Source organism: Faecalibacterium sp. Marseille-Q4164 (assembly GCF_017377545.1).
GTDB lineage: Bacteria > Bacillota > Clostridia > Oscillospirales > Ruminococcaceae > Faecalibacterium > Faecalibacterium duncaniae.
In genome coordinates this window covers 1-21,603 of the sequence record NZ_JAFREJ010000004.1, presented here as the reverse complement: position 1 = coordinate 21,603, position 21,603 = coordinate 1, and the positions used below count along the sequence as shown (strand labels likewise).

General features: G+C 56.1%; 21 protein-coding genes and 1 pseudogene. 5 read left to right on the top strand and 17 right to left on the bottom strand.

The genetic code is table 11. From position 1 onward, the window contains the following. Window positions 1–99: 99 nt before the first annotated feature. The 13 genes from argB to J3352_RS06085 all read right to left on the bottom strand — a co-directional run bounded on the left by argB (window position 100) and on the right by J3352_RS06085 (window position 14,487). On the bottom strand, window positions 100–954 hold the full coding sequence (gene argB / locus J3352_RS06145; protein ID WP_097773048.1) for an acetylglutamate kinase: 855 nt from the start codon (window positions 952–954) through the stop codon (window positions 100–102). Window positions 955–1,111: 157 nt separating this feature from the next. Further along, a complete protein-coding gene (gene argJ, locus J3352_RS06140) occupies window positions 1,112–2,341 on the bottom strand; it encodes a bifunctional glutamate N-acetyltransferase/amino-acid acetyltransferase ArgJ (protein ID WP_156066297.1) in 1,230 nt (409 codons plus the stop codon). A 156-nt stretch (window positions 2,342–2,497) separates the two neighbouring features. Next, window positions 2,498–3,433, bottom strand: a complete 936-nt coding sequence (argC, locus tag J3352_RS06135) for an N-acetyl-gamma-glutamyl-phosphate reductase (RefSeq protein WP_156066295.1) — start codon at window positions 3,431–3,433, stop codon at window positions 2,498–2,500. Beyond that, the gene (gene argH / locus J3352_RS06130) at window positions 3,430–4,830 is read right to left on the bottom strand and encodes an argininosuccinate lyase (protein ID WP_005928872.1); all 1,401 of its coding nucleotides are present in this window, start codon (window positions 4,828–4,830) and stop codon (window positions 3,430–3,432) included. The genes argC and argH overlap by 4 nt, the downstream gene beginning before the upstream one ends. Window positions 4,831–5,287: 457 nt before the next feature. Beyond that, window positions 5,288–6,523: an argininosuccinate synthase gene (locus J3352_RS06125; protein WP_005928879.1), complete on the bottom strand. Its 1,236-nt coding sequence runs from the start codon at window positions 6,521–6,523 to the stop codon at window positions 5,288–5,290. 269 nt (window positions 6,524–6,792) lie between these two features. Beyond that, window positions 6,793–7,641 carry a GNAT family N-acetyltransferase gene (locus J3352_RS06120; protein WP_197036527.1) on the bottom strand — a complete coding sequence of 283 codons (849 nt, stop codon included), beginning with the start codon at window positions 7,639–7,641 and terminating at the stop codon, window positions 6,793–6,795. A gap of 1 nt (window position 7,642) precedes the next feature. After that, window positions 7,643–8,470, bottom strand: coding sequence for an MYG1 family protein (locus J3352_RS06115; protein ID WP_005928891.1), 828 nt, complete (start codon window positions 8,468–8,470; stop codon window positions 7,643–7,645). A gap of 196 nt (window positions 8,471–8,666) precedes the next feature. Continuing rightward, entirely contained in the window at window positions 8,667–9,182 is a 516-nt protein-coding gene (locus J3352_RS06110) for a hypothetical protein (protein ID WP_005928897.1), read from the bottom strand. 18 nt (window positions 9,183–9,200) lie between these two features. Beyond that, a complete protein-coding gene (locus J3352_RS06105; RefSeq protein ID WP_156066293.1) occupies window positions 9,201–9,962 on the bottom strand; it encodes a hypothetical protein in 762 nt (253 codons plus the stop codon). A 165-nt stretch (window positions 9,963–10,127) separates the two neighbouring features. Continuing rightward, window positions 10,128–11,501 carry an acetyl-CoA carboxylase biotin carboxylase subunit family protein gene (locus J3352_RS06100; RefSeq protein WP_005928905.1) on the bottom strand — a complete coding sequence of 458 codons (1,374 nt, stop codon included), beginning with the start codon at window positions 11,499–11,501 and terminating at the stop codon, window positions 10,128–10,130. 18 nt (window positions 11,502–11,519) lie between these two features. Then, entirely contained in the window at window positions 11,520–12,272 is a 753-nt protein-coding gene (locus J3352_RS06095) for an esterase family protein (protein WP_097773053.1), read from the bottom strand. An 89-nt stretch (window positions 12,273–12,361) separates the two neighbouring features. Further along, window positions 12,362–13,129 carry an alpha/beta hydrolase gene (locus tag J3352_RS06090; RefSeq protein ID WP_097769825.1) on the bottom strand — a complete coding sequence of 256 codons (768 nt, stop codon included), beginning with the start codon at window positions 13,127–13,129 and terminating at the stop codon, window positions 12,362–12,364. A gap of 278 nt (window positions 13,130–13,407) precedes the next feature. Then, window positions 13,408–14,487, bottom strand: coding sequence for a branched-chain amino acid aminotransferase (locus J3352_RS06085; protein ID WP_156066291.1), 1,080 nt, complete (start codon window positions 14,485–14,487; stop codon window positions 13,408–13,410). Between the two features lie 354 nt (window positions 14,488–14,841). On the opposite strand from J3352_RS06085, the gene J3352_RS06080 reads away from it, so the two are divergent. The 3 genes from J3352_RS06080 to J3352_RS06070 all read left to right on the top strand — a co-directional run bounded on the left by J3352_RS06080 (window position 14,842) and on the right by J3352_RS06070 (window position 16,996). Next, the gene (locus tag J3352_RS06080; protein ID WP_117505625.1) at window positions 14,842–15,495 is read left to right on the top strand and encodes an HAD family phosphatase; all 654 of its coding nucleotides are present in this window, start codon (window positions 14,842–14,844) and stop codon (window positions 15,493–15,495) included. Window positions 15,496–15,680: 185 nt separating this feature from the next. Next, window positions 15,681–16,457, top strand: a complete 777-nt coding sequence (locus J3352_RS06075) for a hypothetical protein (RefSeq protein ID WP_097773056.1) — start codon at window positions 15,681–15,683, stop codon at window positions 16,455–16,457. A 143-nt stretch (window positions 16,458–16,600) separates the two neighbouring features. Continuing rightward, window positions 16,601–16,996 carry a NifB/NifX family molybdenum-iron cluster-binding protein gene (locus tag J3352_RS06070; protein ID WP_156066289.1) on the top strand — a complete coding sequence of 132 codons (396 nt, stop codon included), beginning with the start codon at window positions 16,601–16,603 and terminating at the stop codon, window positions 16,994–16,996. Window positions 16,997–17,113: 117 nt separating this feature from the next. Here J3352_RS06070 and J3352_RS06065 read toward each other — a convergent pair whose 3' ends face one another. Further along, window positions 17,114–18,058 (bottom strand): LysR family transcriptional regulator, encoded by a 945-nt coding sequence (locus J3352_RS06065; RefSeq protein ID WP_097773058.1) that lies wholly within the window; start codon window positions 18,056–18,058, stop codon window positions 17,114–17,116. A 182-nt stretch (window positions 18,059–18,240) separates the two neighbouring features. Then, window positions 18,241–18,351 (bottom strand): annotated as a pseudogene (locus J3352_RS14260) (DUF6061 family protein); the annotation flags it as partial. A 16-nt stretch (window positions 18,352–18,367) separates the two neighbouring features. On the opposite strand from J3352_RS14260, the gene J3352_RS06060 reads away from it, so the two are divergent. After that, window positions 18,368–18,634, top strand: a complete 267-nt coding sequence (locus tag J3352_RS06060; protein WP_005928927.1) for a hypothetical protein — start codon at window positions 18,368–18,370, stop codon at window positions 18,632–18,634. A gap of 347 nt (window positions 18,635–18,981) precedes the next feature. Next, window positions 18,982–19,233 carry a DUF6061 family protein gene (locus J3352_RS06055; protein ID WP_005922694.1) on the top strand — a complete coding sequence of 84 codons (252 nt, stop codon included), beginning with the start codon at window positions 18,982–18,984 and terminating at the stop codon, window positions 19,231–19,233. A 310-nt stretch (window positions 19,234–19,543) separates the two neighbouring features. On the opposite strand, the gene J3352_RS06050 is transcribed toward J3352_RS06055, so the two are convergent. Further along, window positions 19,544–20,482, bottom strand: coding sequence for a hypothetical protein (locus J3352_RS06050; protein ID WP_005922692.1), 939 nt, complete (start codon window positions 20,480–20,482; stop codon window positions 19,544–19,546). Between the two features lie 12 nt (window positions 20,483–20,494). After that, the coding region (locus J3352_RS06045) for a relaxase/mobilization nuclease domain-containing protein (protein WP_207700494.1) at window positions 20,495–21,603 on the bottom strand (1,109 nt) is incomplete at its 5' end.

Here is a 21,603-nt window from a genome sequence, read left to right as displayed (position 1 = left end):
CCTCCCTCAATCCGCCACTGGCGGCGGTCGTCGTCGTTGCCCCCAAAGGGGGAGCCTATTCATCTTTATTATATCGCCCGATATAATTTTCAGCAAGCCTTATTCCTGATGGCTGCGGCGGTAGAACCGGGTGCCGGAGCCCCGGTTGGAGAACAGCTCCAGCAGGATGGAGTGGGGCACGCGGCCATCGATGATGACCGCCTCGTGGACTCCCTGATAGATGGCATCGGCCATGCCGCCGATCTTGGGGATCATGCCGCCCGCAATGATGCCGGCAGCCTTGTAGCCCTCGATCTCGCTGACCTCCACCTCGGGGATCAGGGTGGTCTCATCGTCCTTATCCCGCAGCAGGCCGGCGATATCGGTCATGGAAACCAGCTTCTCGGCCTTGAGGGCAATGGCGATCTGTGCGGCGGCGGTGTCGGCGTTGACATTATAGGCCTGGCCCAGATCGTCCATGCCCACCGTTGCGATCACGGGGATATAGCCGCCGTCCAGCAGGGTGGAGATCAGGGTGGGGTCCACATGGATGATCTCGCCCACATGGCCCAGCGCGGGGTCCAGCTCGGTGCAGCGGAGCATCTGGCCGTCCATGCCGCACAGGCCCACGCCGCGGCCGCGCAGCTTTGCCACAAGGTCCTTGTTCACCTTACCGGCCAGCACCTGCTGAACGATCTCCATGGTAGCGTCATCGGTCACGCGCAGACCGTTGTTGAAATGGCTCTCCACGCCGACTTTTTTCAGCATCTCGTTGATGGCCGGGCCGCCGCCGTGCACCAGCACCACCCGCACCCCCAGCAGGGTCAGGGTGACAAGGTCGTTCATCACGGCGTTTTTCAGCGTCTCGTTGATCATGGCGTTGCCGCCGTATTTGATGACCATGGTCTTGCCATGGTATTTCTGGATGTAAGGGGTCGCCTCCGAAAACAGGAGGGCCATTTCTTCGTTCTTCATATACTCTCCTTGCCGCCAGCACACTTGCTCCGGCATTCATTTTCCACCAGACAAACTCCTTCCGTCATCGCTGCGCGATGCCACCTCCCTCAAAGAGGGAGGCTTTCAGGCCCCTTCCTTGAGGGGGCTGTCGCCGCAGGCGACTGGGGGAGTTTTATCAGGTCCGATAATCCCCGTTGATCTTCACATAATCATAAGTCAGATCACAGCCCCATGCCTTGGCGCTGGCATCGCCGGTACCCATATCCACCTTGACAAGGATATCATGCTCCGCCAGAACTTTGGCAGCCTCGTCCTCGCTGTAGGGGTGGTAGGCGGCGTTCTCGCAGACATAGACCTCACCTGCGGCACTGCTCAGCCAGACACAGACCTTGTCGATGGAGAAATCGCCGGGGGTGTAGCCGATGGCACACAGGATGCGGCCCCAGTTGGCATCGCGGCCAAAGACAGCAGCCTTGAACAGGTTGGAGCAGACCACGCTGCGGCTGACGGCACGGGCCGTTTTCAGGTCAGGGGCGTGGGTCACCTCGCAGGTGATGAGGTGGGTGGCACCCTCGCCGTCACCGGCGTGCTCAGCGCACATGTGCTCGGCAATGGCGGTCAGGGCCGCCACAAAGGCATCGTAGTCGGCGTTTTCTTCGCAGATCTCGGGGTTTCCGGCCAGACCGGAAGCCATGATGATCAGGGTATCGTTGGTGGAGGTATCCAGATCCACGCTCATCTGGTTGTAGGTACCGGGCACCACGGTCTTGAGGGCCTTTTCCAGCAGAGCGGGGGAAACGGCGGCATCGGTGGTATAGAAGGCCAGCATGGTGGCCATGTTGGGGGCGATCATGCCGCTGCCCTTGCCAATGGCACCCACGGTGCAGGTCTTGCCGCCCAGCTCAAACTGGATGGCGTACTCCTTTTTGTGGGTATCGGTGGTCATAATGGCCGTGGCCGCATCGGTGCTGCCCTGCTCAGTTGCCGCCAGCTTTGCTGCGGCGGCGGAGATTCCCCGGGCAAAGGGGTCAATGACCATGGGCTGGCCAATGACACCGGTGGAGGCGGGCAGCACATCCTCGGCGGGGATGTTCAGTGCCTCGCCCACCAGCGCACAGCACTCCTCGGCCAGAGCCACGCCGTTGGCGGCGCAGGTGTTGGCGTTGCCGCTGTTTACAAGGATGGCCTGTGCATAGCCGTCCTTCAGGTGGGCACGGTCCACCTTGATGGGTGCGCCGCAGACCTTATTGGTGGTGTAAACACCGGCGGCGGCACAGCGCACCTCCGCCTTGATGAGTGCCAGATCGTATTTTTCATTATGGTTTGCGCGGATGCCGCAATGCACGCCAGCCGCTGCAAAGCCTTTGGGGGCACAAATGCCGCCCGCAACTTCCTTATACTGCATAACGATTTTCCTTTCCCACAAAGAAATACTCCCTCAGTCACGGCATTCGCCGTGCCAGCTCCCTCACGGAGGGAGCCTTTGCGTAACCGTCAGCTGCAAAAGCCTCCCTCTTCGAGGGAGGTGGATGCAAACACCGTGAGCAGACGAAGGGAGTTTTTATTCCAACCCCTGGGTCTCCGGCAGACCCAGCATCAGATTCATACACTGGACTGCCGCGCCGGACGAGCCCTTGCCCAGATTATCAAACAGGGAGACCAGCATCATCTGATCCCCGGCGGCGTTCACGGTGCTGTACAGCTCCATGCGGTCGGTACCGGCCATGGCATTGGAATACAGGCCGTTCTCGGGCAGCGGCTCGTTCAGGGCGTGTACCTTGATGGTGGCGGCATCCCTGTAATACTCCGCCAGCCCTGCGGCCACCTTTTCGGCACCGCCCCAGACCGGCTGGAAGGGCACCAGCACCTGCATCCCGCTGTAATAATCGCAGACCACAGGCACAAAGGCGGGCGGGTTTGCCAGCCCGCTGATCTTCTGCATCTCGGGCAGATGCTTATGGGCAAGGCTCAGACCGTAGCTCTTGGGTGCATCCAGCTTGCTGTGGGCCGGACGGTCGGGGCTTTCGTAATCAGCGATCATCTTTTTGCCGCCGCCGGAATAGCCGGAAATACCGGTGCAGCTGTAAAAATCACCCGCTCCGGCAAGGCCCAGCTCCACCAGAGGCCGCATGATGCTGATAAACCCGCTGGCATAGCAGCCTGGCACCGCCACGCGGCAGGCGTTTTTGATCTTTTCCTTCTGGCCCCTGAGTTCCGGGAAGCCGTAGACCCAGTTGGGATCCGTGCGGAAAGCCGTGGAAGTATCCAGCACCTTGACATCCGGACGGAGCAGGGGCATGACCTCTCTGGAGGCGGCATCCGGCAGGCAGAGGAAGGCGAGGTCAGCCGAATTGATGACCTTTGCCCGCTCGTTCACGTCCTTGCGGCCCTCCTCGGAGATGGAGAGCAGTTCAATTTCGGGCCGGGCAGCCAGACGGTCGGCAATGCGCAGACCCGTGGTGCCTGCGGAGCCGTCGATAAAGACCTTTACGCTCATGCGTTGTTCGCCTCCCATGCGGCCAGCTGGTCCATGGCCAGCCGGATCTGGTTGTTGACGCTTGCCTCGCTGGGGCCGCCGTAGCTGGTGCGGCCCTCACAGCACTTGATGAGGTCGATGGCATCATAGATATCGTTCTCGAACAGGGCGCTGTATCCCTTGAACTCGTCAAGGGTCAGTTCCTCCAGGGTCTTATCCTTTGCGATGCAGTCGGAGACCATGCAGCCGGTCAGCTTGTAGGCATCCCGGAAGGGCATCCCCTTCTTGGTCAGGTAGTCGGCGCAGTCGGTGGCGTTGATAAAGCCCTTGGCGGCAGCGCGGCGCATGTTGGCAGGCAGGGTCTTCATGGTGTCCAGCATGGGGGTGACGGTCTTGAGGCACAGCTCCAGCGTATCCACTGCATCGAAGATGGCTTCCTTGTCCTCCTGCATATCCTTGTTGTAGGCCAGAGGAATGCCCTTCATCATCACCAGCAGGGTGTTCAGGTCACCGTAGACGCGGCCGGTCTTGCCGCGGATCAGCTCGGTGACATCGGGGTTCTTCTTCTGGGGCATGATGGAGGAGCCGGTGGTAAAGGCATCGTCCAGCTCGATGAACTTGAACTCCCAGCTGCACCAGAGGATGATCTCCTCGGAAAGGCGGGACAGATGCATCATGCAGATGGAGATGGCGTTGGCCAGCTCGATGCAGAAGTCACGGTCAGAAACGCCGTCCAGGCTGTTGGCACAGGGTGCGGCAAAGCCCAGCTTTTCGGCGGTGAACTGACGATCCAGCGGGTAGGTGGTACCGGCCAGAGCGCCGGAGCCCAGCGGGCACTGGGCATCCATGCGGGCGGTGGCATCCTCAAAGCGCTGCAGGTCGCGCAGGAGCATGGAGGCGTAGGCCATCAGCGCATGGCCAAAGGTGATGGGCTGGGCGCGCTGCAGGTGGGTGTAGCCGGGCATGACAGCGGTGGTATTCTCCGCGGCCTTCCTGCAGATGACCTTGATGAGCTCCACGATGTAAGCCTGCAGGGTGTGGCTGTAGTCCCGCAGGGTCAGGCGGATATCCAGCGCCACCTGATCGTTGCGACTGCGGCCGGTGTGCAGGCGCTTGCCTGCATCGCCGATGCGGGCGGTCAGGGTCTGCTCCACGAAGGTATGCACATCCTCGGCGTTGGGGTCGATCTCCAGCGCACCGCTTGCCAGATCGTCGGCAATGGAGGCCAGCCCGCTGAGGATATCCTCGCAGTCCTTTTCGGAGATGATGCCCTGCTTGGCCAGCATGGCGGCGTGGACCCCGCTGCCGCGCATATCCTGCGCGATCATCCGCTGGTCAAAGCGGATGGAGGAGTTGAAATCATTGACGCGCGAATCGACCGCCTTGGAGAAGCGGCCCTTCCAGAGTTGTTCTGCCATCGTTATTGTCCCTCTATCTCGTAAAGTATCTTTATCTTACGGAAAGCTTTTCCTCCGTACAACCTCTCCGTCATCTTCGCTTTGCTCGATGCCACCTCTCCTAGTAGGAGAGGCCTTGGCATACCATCGCGTTTTCGGGGGTTGGCGCTTCGCTCCTGTTTGCCCTGCGGCAGGCATTGGCTTTGGAGCGTCAGTGATTATTGCGAAAAATAAATCTTCTGCCAAGGGCTCCCCTACTAGGGGAGCTGCCAAGCGCCAGCGAAGGCTGAGAGGTTGTACAGAGACGGGCCTGACCACAAGCATACATTTCCTTTATAAACGGCAAAGCCGCCGCAGGGGAAAACGCTCCTGCGGCGGTGCCGCCGGCAACTATGCCGGTTTTGGAACTCCGTTGTGAAAGTGTAGAAAACACACCGGAGAGAAAGTTGGCTTTGTGTGATCCCGGTGGATCAGCCGCTTAGTCCTCGATCTTCGGCCAGCTCTTGGACAGCTTTGCGCGCTCCTTGATGGACAGGCCGAACAGGTTGATGAAGCCTGCTGCATCTGCCTGGTTGTAATCCTCGTCCTCACCAAAGGAAGCGGTCTGCTCATCGTACAGGGTGAACGGAGAGGTGACACCAGCGTTGATCATGTTGCCCTTGTACAGCTTCAGCTTCACATCGCCAGTCACGGTCTTTGCCAGGCTGTTGGCAAAAGCATCCAGAGCCTCACGCAGCGGGGTGAACCACTGGCCGTTGTAGACGATGTCGGCATACTTCTGAGCCAGCTGCTCCTTGAGGTGTGCGCTCTCCTTGTCCAGGGTGATGGTCTCCAGAACATTGATGGCCTTGTACAGGATGGCACCGCCGGGGGTCTCGTACACGCCGCGGCTCTTCATGCCCACCAGACGGTTCTCCACGATATCCAGCAGGCCGATGCCGTTCTCGCCGCCCAGCTTGTTCAGGTACTCCACCAGCTCCACAGCGCCCATCTCCTTGCCGTCCACGGCAGTGGGAACGCCCTTTTCAAAGTGGATGGTCACATAGGTCGGGGTGTCGGGAGCCTGCTCAGGGCTGACACCCAGCTCCAGGAAACCGGGGTGGTTGTACTGGGGCTCGTTGGCGGGGCTCTCCAGATCCAGGCCCTCGTGGCTCAGATGCCACAGGTTCTTGTCCTTGGAGTAGTTGGTCTCGCGGTTGATCTTCAGGGGGATGTGGTGAGCCTCGGCGTAGTCGATCTCCTCGTCACGGCTCTTGATGTCCCACTCACGCCAGGGAGCAATGATGGCCATATCGGGGCACAGGGCCTTGAGGGTCAGCTCAAAACGCACCTGATCGTTGCCCTTGCCGGTGCAGCCGTGGCAGATGGCATCTGCGCCTTCCTTAATGGCGATATCGGCCAGAGCCTTTGCAATGCAGGGGCGTGCAAAGCTGGTGCCCAGCAGGTAGTCCTCGTACTTTGCACCAAACTTCAGGGTGGGGAAGATGTAGTTCTCCACAAAGTCCTTCTTCAGATCCAGGACGTACAGCTTGGAAGCGCCGGTAGCCTTGGCCTTTTCCTCCAGGCCGTCCAGCTCGGTGCCCTGGCCCACGTCACCGGAAACGGCGACGACTTCGCAGTTGTTGTAGTTTTCCTTCAGCCAGGGAATGATGATGGAGGTATCCAGACCACCGGAGTAGGCCAGAACGACTTTTTTAATGTTTTCCTTTTTCATAATAAACGCGCTCCTTTTAATAAAAATACACTTTTGTACCCTGATGCGCACTTTCCCTTCGCATCCTCTGTCTTTGATTCGCGGTTGATGCTTTTATTATACGCCGCGCGGCTTTTCCGTCAATGCTGAAAACTGCCAAACATGCCGCGCATTTGCGGCCGGATTTGTTACACTTTGTATGTTTATGCAGTATTACTTGTTTATATTCAAATTTTATGCAGTTAAAATGTATATATGAAATGCAAAAAAGCGCCCCGAAGGACGCTTTCTTATGCCTGGTATCTTCCCAGGATCTCCTCTACCTGTTCCTGTGTCAGCGGGTGGGTGGGCTCCGGCTTTTCATTGCCCCTGCGCAGGGGCAGCCACCAGGTGGACAGGCCCAGCCAGCCGAACTTATAGGCAGTGTGGGGCTCACGGCCCACGCAGGTGAAGCCCAAGCGGGCATGGATACGCTCACTGGCGGGGTTGGGGTCTGCCACAAGGGCGTAGACATTCCAGTAACCCATCCCGTCCAGAATATCCAGCAGGGCGCGGTAGAGGGTATCCCCCACACCAAAGCCCCGGGCATCGGGGGCACAGTAGATGGTGCTCTCCACAGCCCAGTCGTAGGCCTCCCGGGGGTGGTAGCGGTGGGCGCAGGCGTAGCCCAGCAGCTTCCCGTCCCCATCCCGGGCCAGCAGCAGAGGGATCAGCGCACGGGTGCTTTCCACCCAGTCCTCATACTCCGGCAGGGAAGAGGGCGTTACCTGAAAGGTGGCGGTATGGTGCAGGACATACCAGTTGTAGATGTCCAGGATCTCCGCCGCATCGGCCCGGGTGGCCAGCGAGAGCCGGGGCAGGTTCTTCTCAGCCCATTCGGCGCACAGGGCTTCCTTCTGCGCCTTGGTCAGCTTTTTCAGGGCTGCTTCCCGGCGCAGGGCGGCAGATTTGTCTGTGCACCGTTCCAGATACGCGAACCGCTGTGCCCCCAGCGCACGGGTGCACTTGGCTCCCTTCCCGCTCTTGTGGGCGTGCAGGCGGCTGGCCGGGTCATTTGTCCAGCCCGTGTAGAGTTGGCCGCCTGCGCAGCGCACCATATAGACATAGGCCCGCTCCGTCTTCTCCGCTTCCCCGCTCATATCACAGTCTCCCGTTGTTTTTCAGCACCTGACGGCAGGCGGCCAGCGCCGTCTCCTTGTCCTTTGCGGTGATGAGGAACCGGCTGGCGTGGCAGAAGCTGATGCCCTCGATGCCGCTCTTCTGCTCAATGACCTCCTGCGGCTGGCCCGCCCAGCTCTGGGGGAAGGGCAGCTTCGGCTTTTTGGTCTTGTGGTCGGTCACGCACTGGGCGCTCCACCCGCCGCGCTGGCTGGGGTAGATGACGAAGAGGGCATCGGTCTTGTACAGGCCATTCTTCCAGGGCAGGTAGCAGGGCAGGATCACGATGCCGTCCCGGGAGTTCTTATAGGCCTGCTGGACCTTTTCGTCGGCGCGGTTCACGGCGTTCGCGCTCTCGATCTGGTTTTCCAGGATCTGCTTTGCCACAGCCACCGCCTTAAAGAAGCAGGTGTCCTGATCCTCCTTGGAATCCCACACCGGGTTGAAGAAGCCGATGGCATCGCACAGGCTGTTCTGCTCGCCGGTGTTATCGTTCAGGTCAAGAGGCTGGATAAAGTTTTCATCGATGAGCCGGGCCTGACGCTCCCCCACCAGCCCCGGGCCCAGCACCCGCCACAGCAGGCCGAAGGCCGCATAGGGGATGCCATTGGCGCGGTACTCTCGGGGCTCCTGATGGTGATCGAACATTCCAAAACCGATATCGTACACGATGCCGTCGAAATCGTCCGGCACCACAAAGCCGCGGGTGATCCGGATGTCCGGCCGGATGATCTGCAGCAGCGCCGTTGCAAACACGTCGTCCGCATGGAACTTGCCGGCGTGGGTGAAGCCATTTGCAGGAATTTTCATAACAGCAATACCTCGTTCTCTTTCTTTGGGAACAGTATATCACATTCTGAAGCAGGGGACAAATCTTGATTTATTCTATTTTCGCTGGATGAAGCCTTTGCCCGGCTCCGTAATCTAAGCCCGACAGAATTTTTATAAAGAAGTAAAATCAGCCCCGGAAGCCGCTTTTTGTGCACTTCCGGGGCTGGTTTTCATTTTAACTATTTGTTGTATCGGTATATCCATCTGGAATCTTCAGCAGGTCTGTGCGCGGTGTTCCCGATATTTCGTTGACCTTTATCGTTGCTCCTCCATGGCGCATATATACCAATTCATTTCCCTGGAAGAGATATTCATACGACTCATCGGGATGATTTGTAGTACCAGTCTGGAAAACCTCCGTATAGTATTCCTTTCCATCTACCTTACTGGTTCCCATGCTGTACCAGTAACAATTCGATGCGCTCGGAATCATAAAATATCCGCCAGCAGTACGGATATTCTGTTCCTCTTGCGGATTTTCCACAGTGGTTCCCTGCTTAAAGTAAATTTTGTTCAGGCAGTAAAAGCCATAGATATTTCCGACTGCGTCAATATAGCTGCCGCTTCCATCTGGCGGGTTCAGGGTGTTTGTTCCCAGCTCAAATGCTTCTTTTCCCCGTGCCGTAAGGATGATATGTCCGTTAGAATAGTTGATCAGCTGCATATCAACATAGAGGTTATTTTCCGTCATACCCTTAGCCTTGAAATATTAGCTTGCTTTGGATGCACCAATATTTTCAGAATACCAATCCGGGAAGCCGATCACTTTGTCTGACGGGTTCGCATAGAGGGTCGTTATCGTATTTTTTACGCCATAATGCTGCATGATGATAAAGGCCAGATTATCTCCATCAAACACATAATCATAAGTGCCCACGCCAGCTTCCGCGCTGGCAACACGGACGCTTTCCATATAGGCCCCCTGATATTCCCCGGCGGTAATCGAAACCACTTCGTTGGCCTTGGGAATCATCACATAGCCGTACACGTTTTGTTTGATCTGTTTAGTTTTATTCTGGGCAGCAGAGGTTCCCGCCTTATCCACGTTCACCTCTTTATTCGCACCATCAAACCAATATACATTGCCTTGTTCATCCACAGAGCAGGTACAATCATCTTCTATGACCGTATAACTAGCGCGATTTCCACGTGCGCTAACACGGAATGCAAAGTTTCGTCCGCCCTGCTGACTTTCCAATTCGGCATAAAAATTCTCCCGTGTCACACCCAGGCGGCTAAAATATGCATTCGTTTTAGAATTTGCCCATGTGAGCGTTTTATCCGGCTCTTGTATTGTAGAATCAGAAGAACTTTCATTATCCTGCCCACCAGTTGAAGCCGCAGGCGGATTTGCATTCCCACTGTTTCCACCGCCATTACTTCCACCGCCGCTATCGCCGCAGGCCGTAAGCAGGGATAGTGTCAGTGCGGCCGTCAACAAACCGGCCGCAAAACGCTTCCAGATTTTCATACTATTTTCTCCCATTTCTTGATGTGGATATTCCCATCTTTTTTCAAGATTACCCCCTCCCCCGCAATTTGTCAACTGGTTATCGAAAAAAAAAATTCTCCAACATGAGAACAGCCCCGGCACGTTCCCATGTGAAACGTCCCGGGGCTGTTCTCTAGCTTCTGGTCACTTTCTCTTCCGTGCTGTCTTTGTAACGGCGCGGGTGGGGGTCTTGGTCACAGCCGTGGTGGGCTTCACGGCGGGGGAGAGGTTCGGCTTTTCGGTGAGGGCGGTGGTGGTGGGCTCGCCCAGTGCCAGCACCTCGGCCAGCTCCTTCTGCACCTTGGCGTTGACAGGGTCGTTCACAGCCAGCACATCGGAGTAGAACTGCTCCATCTCTTCGCGGGTGGAGAAGGTTGCAACGTACATCTGGTTGCCCATGGCACCGGACAGAGCCTCGGGGATGCGGTCCACCATCCGCATATTCTTCTGGTACTTCTGCATGATCTGCTCATGGCTGTACACAAAGTTTTTGCCATCGCGGCGGCCTGCAAAGGGGCAGTAGTAGTGCTCACCCACTGGCATATCCGTGCCGCCGAAGGCGATCATATCCGCCCAGATCTTGTACACGTTGGTGGAGCGGGCAAAGTTGATCATATCCGGGGTAAAGCCGCCGCAGGGGCGCATATTGACCTCCAGCGCCACGAGCTGGCCCTTTTTGCCCATGCCGACCTGATCCTCGGTCATGCGGAAGAACTCAAAGTGGACGAACCGGCTCTTCACGCCAAAGCTCCTGACGGCGGCACGTCCGGCGGCGCGGGTATCCTCGGGCAGGTCCTTGATGATATAGTAGATGGAGTTATCGCTGTCGTTGACGATGTCCATGATGGACACCGGGCTGACGTTGCCCGCCTCAAAGATGGGGTTGCCGCTGCCGTCAATGATGGCATCGTAGCTGTTGACCTCGGCATGGACGAACTCCTCCATGATGTAGGAGAGGTCGGGGTGATAGGTGCTCTTGTAGAGCAGGAAGCGCTTCAGCTCCTCATCGCTGGACAGCTTATGGGTATCGGAGGCACCCACACCGTTGTCCGGCTTGACCACCACCGGATAGCCCACCTCGTCGATGAACTTCCTGCAGCCCTCCAGGTCGTCCACCATGTGGTAACGTGCGGTGGCGATGCCGGCCTTCTGGTAATACTCCTTCATCTTGCTCTTGTACTTGATGCGGGGCATATCCTCGGTTTGGAAGCCGGACTTGATGTTGAAGTCCGTGCGCAGGGCCGCATCCCGCTCCAGCCAGTACTCGTTGTTGGATTCCAGCCAGTCGATGCGGCCATACTTGAAGGCGAAGAACGCCACCGCCCGGTAGACCTCGTCATAATTCTCCAGACTGCCGACCTTATAGTATTCGTTCAGGCTGTCTTTCAGCTCCGGCTTCAGCTCATCATAGGGCTGGTCACCGATGCCCAGCACGTTCATGCCGTTATTTTTCAGCTCCCGGCAGAACTGCCAGTAGTTGGTGGGGAAATTGGGGGAGATAAAGATAAAGTTCTGCATAGCTTGATGATTCCTCTTTTATCCTAGAATATAAGGCATATAATACACGACCTGCTGATACCACCAATCCCAGTCGTGCTTGACATCATAGCCCCACAGGTCCACCCAGACAGGGATGCCTTTCTGCTCAAAGATCTGCTTGAGCTGCCGGGTGGTATCGGGCTGCTCCCAAGCGCCCTGACCGCAGCAGATAACCGCCTTCCTGCTGCGGTAGAGGTCCATATAGGGGTGGTCGGTGGGGAAATTGGCCATATAGTCCACAGGGGAGTTCTGGTAGACCACCTCGTCCATGTAATCGCCAAAGCCGTATTTTGCGGTGTAGATGCCGCTGAGGGCCAGACAACCATCGAAAAGATAGGGGAACCGCAGGTAGAGGTTGACGGCATGGGTCGCGCCCAGGCTGCAGCCAAAGGCGATCACGCCGGGGAGGCTGTCCCAGCCGTTGCGCTCCTTGGCGATATACTGGATCTTGGGCACAACTTCCTCCACGATGTAGCGGATCCACTGCTCATAGCGGCGGATCCGCCAGTAGGGGTCGCCGTTGGTGTCGGACCAGGTCTCCTGATCGATGGTGTCGATGGAGATGACCATGATCTGCCCGGATTCGATCCACGGTGCCAGCGTACCGGCCATGTGGAAGTCCTCAAAGTCGAAGAAACGGCCATCCTGACAGGGGATAAAGAGCATGGGGCGGCCTGCGTGGCCGTAGACCTTGCATTCCATCTCCCGGCCCAGTGCGGGGCTGTAATCCTTGAAGTATTGTGTTTCCATCTGGTTTCCCTCCTCTATAAAAAACCTCTCAGGCGCTCCGCGCCTCTCTTACCAGGAGAGGTGGCATCCCGAAGGGATGACGGAGAGGTTCAGTCCAACTCGTACATCAAAGTATGGAACACGAACGGCAGCTGCTTTTCCCAGCTGGCTTCGCTGTGGGTGCCGCCGGGCACCAGGCGGCTGGTCAGGTGGATGCCCCGGACCATGATCTTGCTGCACATCTCGGCAAATTCCCTGCGCATTCCCTCGTGGCTGCCCATCTCCTGGGAACCGTAGTCCATGTAGAGCACCGTGCCGGGCTCCAGCTTTGCGCGGCCCACCAGACCGCTGAGCTTTTCAGGAGACACCCAGATCGACGGCGACAGGGCTGCCGCGCGGCTGAAGGTATCGTTATACTGCAGCAGGGCGTACAGGCTCATCAGGCCGCCCATGGAGCTGCCGCCAATAAACGTGTGCTCCCGGTCCGGCAGGGTGCGGAAATTGTGGTCAATGAAGGGCTTGAACCGGTGGATGAACCAGCTCATGGTCGCCTGCCCCTTGCCGTCAAAGTGGCCATAGGTCGGGTCATCGAAGCGGTAGGGCGAATACTCCACAAGGCGCTCGTTGTTGGGGCCTGCATTGCACTCCACTGCCGCCACGATGAGCGGGGTATCGGTGTAGTCCAGATAATCCGCCACGCCCCAGCTCTTGCCGTAGGTGGCATCCGCATCAAAGAACACATTCTGGCCGTCGAACATATACAGCACCGGATACCGGCGCTCTGGGTCGGCTTCGTACATGGTGGGCAGGTAGACATACACCCGGCGCTGCTCCACACCGTTCACCGCAGGATAGCTGACGCTCCATTTTTTGACCATATTCCAGTTCCCTCTCGTTTCTGTTTTTCTGCACATAGTCTAGCACTGTGCAGGCGGAAAAGCAATCGGGGAACAAAACCTCTCCGTCAATGCTTCGCATTGCCACCTCTCCTAGCAGGAGAGGCAAGAAAACGGTATCGTAAACTTGGCTCCCCTGACTAGGGGAGCTGCCGCCGTAGGCGGCTGAGAGGTTCTATGATACGGCAAACGCCGCCCGGCGGCATTCCCCACCCGGCGGCGTTTGCAAAAATTCTGAACAGAGAGAAGCGCGGGAAGGATCAATACTTCTTCTCAACCGGAACGATCCAGCCCTTGGTATCGGGGATCTTGCCCCACTGCATCCCGGTCATGGTATCGTACAGCTTCTGGGTCACAGGGCCGATCTTGCCATCGCCAATGTAGGCGTGCTCACCCTTCCAGACCAGCTCCTTGACAGGGGAGACGACTGCGGCGGTACCAGTGCCGAAGACCTCTTCCAGCTTGCCCTCACGGGCGGCCTGCATGATGTCCGCAATGGCCAGCTTGCCCTCGATGACATCATAGCCCCAATCCTTCAGCAGCTCGATGCAGCTGCGGCGGGTAACGCCGGGCAGAACGGTGCCGACGGTTGCAGCGGTGTAAACCTTGCCGTCGATCTTGAACATGATGTTCATGCTGCCGACTTCCTCAACGTACTTCTTCTCCACGCCGTCCAGCCACAGCACCTGTGCGTAGCCCTGCTCCTCGGCCAGCTCACCGGCCTTGATGGAAGCAGCGTAGTTGCCGCCGCACTTGGTGAAGCCGGTCAGGCCGGGAGCGGCACGGATGTATTCATCCTCAACGTAGATGCGGACGGGGTTGATGCCCTCGGCGTAGTAAGCGCCGGAGGGAGCACAGATGATGCAGAAGATATAGTGCTTGGAAGCATGCACGCCCAGACCCACATCGTTTGCAAAAATGAAGGGACGGATGTACAGGGAAGCACCATCGGTATGGGGCACCCAGTCGCGCTCCACGTCCACCAGAGCCTCAACAGCCTGCACAAAATCCTCCTCCGGGATCTTGGGGATGCACAGACGGTCTGCAGAATCCTGGAAACGCTTTGCATTGCACTCGGGGCGGAACAGCTGAATGGTGTCGTCCGCGGTGCGGTAAGCCTTCATGCCCTCAAAGATCTCCTGCGCATAGTGGAACACCACCGTGGCCGGGTCCAGCGGGAAGGGTGCATAGGGGACGATGCGGGCATCGTGCCAGCCCTCGCCCTCGGTATAATCCATCACAAACATGTGGTCGGTAAATTTCTTACCGAAGCCCAGCTTGGTCTCGTCCTGAGGCTTCTCCTTGGGAGAAGTGGTACGAGTGATCTTGATATCCAACATGATATATTTCCCTCTTTTCTGATCTCACACAGCAGATTTTGCGCGGCACGCGCCCGCACCTGAAATGCCGAATGTTGTTTTCTATTATAGTAGTATGAGCCGGATTTGCAAGGAAACGCAAAATCTTTCATGTTTGGGGGCTGTAAGTTGTCGCAAATTGTGATAAAATGAAAACATAAGCCCTCTCAGTCAACGCCGATGGCGTTGCCAGCTCCCCCAAAGGGGGAGCCCATTGCGGCTTTTAGATTTTGGTTTTGCGAAAACCTTTCCCAAGAGGCAGAACAGCCTCTCCCTTCGGGAGAGGTGGCATTGCGAAGCAATGACGGAGAGGGTTATAATAAAAGGAGTTCTACCATGATCAACGGCGTGATTTTTGATATGGACGGCCTGATGTTCGACACCGAGCGGATGTGGGCCACTTTCTGGGAACCGGCGCTGGCGGCGCTGGGTCTGGAGTACAAGGAAGGCCTTGCCGAGGCTGAACGCGGCACGGCTGGCGAAACTTCCCGTAACATCGTACGGCAGTTCTACGGAGAGGACTGCGATGCCAACGCTATCATCGACAGCCTGCACCGGGTGGCCGATGAGGAGTTCCAGAAACCGGTGCCCAAAAAGCCTGGGCTGGACGAGCTGCTGGCCTGGCTGGATGCCAACCACATCCCCATGGCAGTGGCCTCCTCCAGCCGGGTCCATGTCATCGAGGGCAACCTGAACAACTGGGGGCTGACCCACTACTTCAAGGCGCTGGTATCCGGCCAGCAGGTCAAACACTCCAAGCCCGACCCGGAGATCTTCCTGCTGGCGGCGGAAAAGCTGGGCACCGACCCCGCCCACACGCTGGTGCTGGAGGACAGCTACAACGGTGTCCGCGCCGGTGCCGCCGGGGGCTTTGTCACCGTCATGGTGCCCGATCTGCTCCCCGCCGACGACGAAATGCGCGGCCTGTATACCATGGAATGCACCAGCCTGAACGAGGTGCTGGACAAACTGAAAACGGGAGAGCTGTAATTGAGGGAAGACCTTCTCTGCTGTATTGGCAGGGAAGGTTTTTTGTGATTTTGCCACAAAATCCGACATCGTTTTCGTAAAAATAACAAATTTGAATTTTGTAGTTGACACATACATGGGGGGGTATTATATGGTAAATGGAGCACATTCTGGGGTACTCCGAACACACGATGGAGGTATCAACTATGAGACTTTTCAAAAAAGCAGCTGTCTGCCTGCTCGCAGCAGCCATGGCCGTTTCGATGCTGACCGCCTGCGGCGATGACGGGCCGTCCAACCCCGGCAATGGCGGCAATGGCGGTTCTACTGGCGGCGGCAACACATCCACCAGCACCCCTGCAAAGCCGGACGAGGGTAACTCCGGGAACACTTCTGGTGGTTCTGAAGAGAATGGCACCACTACGCTTCCGACCAATTGGAATGCATCAAAAACAAAAGCGCTCTTCAATAAAAAGGGAATCACGGATACCAATATTTACGTAAGCGGTACATTAAATGTGGTAAACGGAAAGACAAACCAGGTAACGAAGACAGCACAGGTTGTATATGCAGCAAAAGGCGATAAAGTTTTTTTGAGTTTTTCGGACGATGGCGGAACCGAAAGAATCTATAAGAACGAAAAAGACGAATATTTTGCCAACGCCGGAAACGGATGGTATCAGTGTACGACATCTGATGTTATCCAAAATGCCAAGTCCGAGATAGCCATTCTTCAGGTGTTATATAAGGTACCGAGCAATCCGTACAAGTTTGAGGCTCAAAGTGAAAATGAATACTACGGCGAAGCAGTAATGACAAAGTGGCGAACTGGTGCAGATGTCGCTTATGTATATCTTTATACTTCTGACAATCAGTTGACTGCCATCAGTTGTGCTGTTAATTCAGGAAATAATGTACATTATATGACCTGCCCCATTGTTCTTTCTGCAAATCCGAACAACAATCTTTTCCCCAACTTGTAATAATATTCTTTATCTCACAATTACCACAGTCAGAAAAAACACATAAAAACTCCCGGAACACAGAAAATCACCCCGTGTTCCGGGGTTTTATTGTCTCCTGTGTTATGTTATAATAAAAGAAAAGAAAAAAGGAGACATTCCCCATGAAGATTGCAATCCCTTATGAAAACGGTATGGTATTCCAGCACTTCGGCCACACGGCAGAGTTCAAGTTCTACGAGGTCGAAAACGGACAGGTGACGGCCAGCGAGGTCGTTTCCACCAACGGGCAGGGCCACGGCGCACTGGTGGGCTTTCTGGCCCAGCACAATGCCAATGTGGTGTTCTGCGGCGGCATCGGCCCCGGGGCACAGAACGCCCTTGCACAGGCAGGCATCCAGCTGTTCGGCGGGATCAGCGGCCCGGCAGAAGCGGCAGTTGCGGACTATCTGGCCGGAAAGCTCCGCTTTGACCCCAACGCCCATTGCGACCACCACGACCACGGCGAGGGCCACCATTGCGGTGAGCATCATTGCGGCGGGCACTCCTGCGGCCAGTAACCCATAACATCACAAAACCCCGGAGCGATGCATCACAGCAAACGCTCCGGGGTCATTTTATGCCTTAGAAGAACCGGCAGAAGCCAGGACAGTACCGTGAGCGCCCGGCCTCATCTTTTATTGGGACACAAAAGAGATGCTCTCGGTCTGCTTCGATTCGGCCGGGCGGGGCGGGTCTGCCTTGGTCAGCATCTGCTGGAATTTCCGCGCCGCCGTGTTCAACGGGCGGTGGCGGTCGTAAACAAGGCAGATCGAACGGGTCGGGATGATCTCCTGCAGGTGGAGCTGCACCAGCTCGCCCCGCTCCAGAGCTTCCTTCGCCATGGGTTCCGGCACAAAGGCAAGCCCCAGCTCGCTTTTGACCAGCGTGAGCATCTGGTCGGTAGTGGCGGCTTCCGTATCCGGCTTGAGGACCGCGCCATGATCCAGGAAGAACTGCCGGTACAGGCTGCGGGTCACGCTCTCGTCGCTGAGGGAGATGAGGGGATAGCTGCGCAGCTCTTTCAGGGTCAGGCTCTGACTTGCCAGCGCGGTGAAGGTCCTGCCGCCCACCAGCACCTCGTAAAACGGCTTCAGCTCCACCATTTTCAGCCCTGACTCGATCTCCGCCGGGGTGCTCACAATGGCAAAGTCCACCTCGCCGTTCTTCACGGCCAGCACCGCCTGCGGGGTGGAGTGGTTTGAGATGCGCAGCCGGATGCCGGGATATTCGGTGTGGAAATCCCGCAGCTTTTTGGAAAGATAAATGTTGAGCGCCGTCTCGGTGGCGCTGATGCTGATGGTTCCGTGCTCCAGCGTGGCACTGGCGCTCAGCTCCTCTTCGGCATCCTGGATCTGCACTGCCGCCGAAGCAATGCGGGAGTAGAGCATCTCGCCCTCCGGTGTCAGGGTCACACCCCGGTTGGAGCGGATGAACAGCACGCAGTTCAGCTGGCTTTCCAGCCGGTTCATCGAGTGGGTGATGTTGGGCTGGTTGTTGCCCAGCACCCGCGCGGCCTTGGTAAAGTTCTGATACTTCGCCACATAATAGAAAATCTTGTAATACTCCCAATCTACATACATGATACGTCTGCCCCCTCCATGTAAAAATCGCATTGCTGCCTTGTGCAGAATACTTTTTGCACATTTTATCCCTGCCCGTATCATAACAACTGCAATCGAAAATTGCAAGAGGAAATTGAAAAATAGTAAAATCGCAAAAAGGAAGGCAATTGGCCCTTGCCGATCTTGCGCCCGGGGCACAGCTAATCTTCTAGCCCATGACTCCCAGTCACATTCTTCAAATATTCCTCCGGGTCACCATTCAGAATCAAGTCCGCATAGCTCAGCGGGTCGTTGTAAATAAGGTACGGAAGTATTGGGAGGGATTGCATGAGCGACTGGAAAAAGAGGAACGAAGATTGGCGTGATGAGGACGAACTGCTCTACGCTCACACGCAGAACAAGCCCCGGTTGGAGTTGACCGAGAAGATCGAAGCCGACTTCTACACGCAGGATGTGGCCGGTGCAAAGCCGCAGGACCTCCCGGAAAACAAAACGCCGGTGTCAACAAAAATCACGGGTAAAATGATTCTTGAAGCCATCCGGCAGATGAACGCAGAGGAGCGCTGCGAGCTGACGCGGGTGCTCTTCGCGTAAAAATTTGCGTTTGCGAAGCAATGAAAGCCCCAGTGGGGCTTTTAAGCAACAAAGCGGTCTTGCGTAAGCAAGATGGAGGGGCCTCGCCCCGACAAGCTTAATTTTTGTGCAGCGAAATACACGCTGTGCAAACGATGCAAAGAGTTCACGGCATTTTCTGGTGCACCAAACCATGAAAATCCGAACCTTTTCTCGATAGGAGAAGGGCTCGGATTTTTTGTTTTCTTCGGAAACGAGAACAATGGCTCTTCCCTTACGGCTGTGTGTCCAAAACCTTATCAGAAGAAAGACCGTATCACGAAGGTCACAACAGTAAGAGTGCCGTAAGGCAGAAGGGACGCAAGATTATGAAGTACGATGCAAGAGCCTGTCAGTTTAACATGGGCACCGGCTGTGTGGAGCTGCTGCTCCGGGATGGGCGCAAAATTTCCATCAACTGCACCGGTGTCGAGGATGCACTGGATGTTACCATGGCGCAGAGGTCTGAACTGGACTACCTCATCTACAATGACCCGCTGGCGTATGCAGAGCTAATTTTGAACGGTGAGCCAGAGGAGTATCTGAGAAATGCGGCTGGAAGTCACGGATTAGAGGACTGAACGCAAAAACAGGGTGCGCCCTGCCGGACGCACCCTGCAAAAATCCACACACGATAAGTAAGGCAGGGAGTTCCCCGACGGGAACTTCCTGTTTTTCTTTGGTTGCGATATGAGCCTGTTCCGCCTGCCATGCAGCAAATTCCCGTTGACCTTCCTCGCTGTTCCAGCAGGCAAGGATCGCCGGATAGAATGCCCGTGCCAGTCGTTCGATGGCTTCATCGGGGTAAGGGGAAATATTTGTGGACTTTTTCTTTTTGTTCAAACGCACACTCCTTTGGATTTCTGTTGACAGCATACAATGTGCCTGTTGTTATGCTGTCTGCTCATCCTCTGCGAGCGCAGATTCCAGCGAAGCAAGGTACTCCTTGTGCTTGTGGATGATTTCGAGAATGACTTCTCGCTGTGCTGTGTCTGGCATAGTTCTCAGAAGATAGTCAAACTCTGTGCGGAAACGTGTTGTAACGTGTTCCAGTGCGACATAATCATGCCGCACTTCTTCCGGGTAAGCATCGCTGTCGTAAACCGATTCGATTTTCTGAAACGGCAATACAGGTGCCTTTCCCGGTTCCCGGATGATGCCATCGGCATCCGGTTTCGGTTCAACTTTCAGTTCCGGGTGCAGGATTTCCTGCAAGGTCTGTGCGCGGGCATCATAGTTGGCTCGTGCAAGGCGGTGCATATCAGCCTTGCTGACTTTTACCTGTTTGTTCAGAATCTTCTCCCGCATACCGGGAATCAGGGATTCAGCAATTTCAACACCTTTCATGTACTTCGATGCGCGAAGTACAGTTGCCTTGCTTACACCATTTTCCTCTGCGATTCGTTCGCAGGTTTTCATGGCTTCACCGGAGTTATCAGTTTGAGAACTCCGGTGAAATCGGCCATTTTCATCATGCGATTCTTTGCGGGCTTCGCCATGAGAGGATTTTTCCGCTTCATATTGCTTCCCGATGAGGAACAGCTTCTGCTCCGGGGTGAGGTTGCGCCGCCCCAACTGATTCTTGCAGATCCATGCGAGGACTTCTTCTCTGCTTTCAAATCGGAGCGGCATGGTGGAAAAGCAAATCTCCGGGTGCTTCTGGAGAATTGCATAACGATTGTGGCCGTCAACGAGGGTGTTGTTCCAGACGATCAAAGGAGAGAGCAGCTTGCCTTCCTTGAGGATGTTTTCTTCAAGCTGCTTGTACTCATCGTCCGTCAGCGGCGGGATCTGATTCTGGAACTCCGGGTCGATTTTCAGATTGATCATACGCACAACTCCTTATCTCTCGTGATGTTGCGTCCGTTCGTCCTCCCGGAAGAACAGGGCAACATTCTGTTTTGCATCTTTCAGCTTGAGCAGTTCGATCTTGGCTTCCTTGTACTGCTCATAGAACTGGGCCTTTTCGGAAGCAAGAGCGCAGTATTCCGCTTCCAGCTTGTTCGGACTTGGCAGTTTAGTGATGTTGTTTGCCTTGAGATAGGCTGCTGCTGTCCGGTATGCTGTCAGCTCTGCACGATGCTGTTCTTCAAAGGTTGCGGGGGATTTGGCAGCGTTCCGTTTCTGCGCGAGCGGTCGGTACTGCTTGTAGGAAGCAGCATAACGGCGCAGTGTTTGGTTGTTTGCCATGCGGGTTTCGAGGTCTTTCACTACGGCCAGCGATTCATGGAACTTGGTGTCAAGCTCTGCAATTCTCTGGTCGAGTGCGTCCTCGTTGAGCAGACCTTTCTCCTGCAAAAGAATCAAGGTCTGCGCCATGGCTTTGAGGTTGTGCTTCTTCGCCCAACGCTCATAGCCGATGCCCTTGCCCTGCTTCAGTTTTGCCTGAATGTCCACCAGCTTCTTGATTCGGTCGGGTTTTTCCTCAAGATTGCTGTGGAGGATAATGGGCTGGCTCTTGGCATTTTCTTTCAAGGTGGCAAGCACGAGTTCTTTCTCAAACTTGTCACCGAGGCTGTGCGCCCGGATAAACTTCTTTCTTCCGGCTGGCAGGTAGCTGAGCCGCCCACGGCTTTTCTTGACCGTGATGCCGTACTGCTGCAAGAGCCTGTCCGAGAAATCTTCAAAGCTCGCTGCATTGTCCAGCACATCCGAGATCTGTTTCCGCAAAGTCTCCTTTGCGGTTTCAAACTCCGTTTGTGTAGGCTGCTGTCCGGCGGCAAGCAGGGCAGCGTTTTCACGGTCGAGTTTCATTTGACTGCGCCGTTTCATCCAGTATTCACGCTCGCTCACACGCTTTTTCGAGCTGAGCAGGTCGATCTGGTACAGCTTGGCATCCTGACACATTTCCATGACTGCGACACGCAGGTGCCGCATGGTCTGGGCTGTGCTGGAATGCTTCATGCCCTCACGCCAGTCACGGGGCTTTTGCATATAGGGCTTGCGCTCCA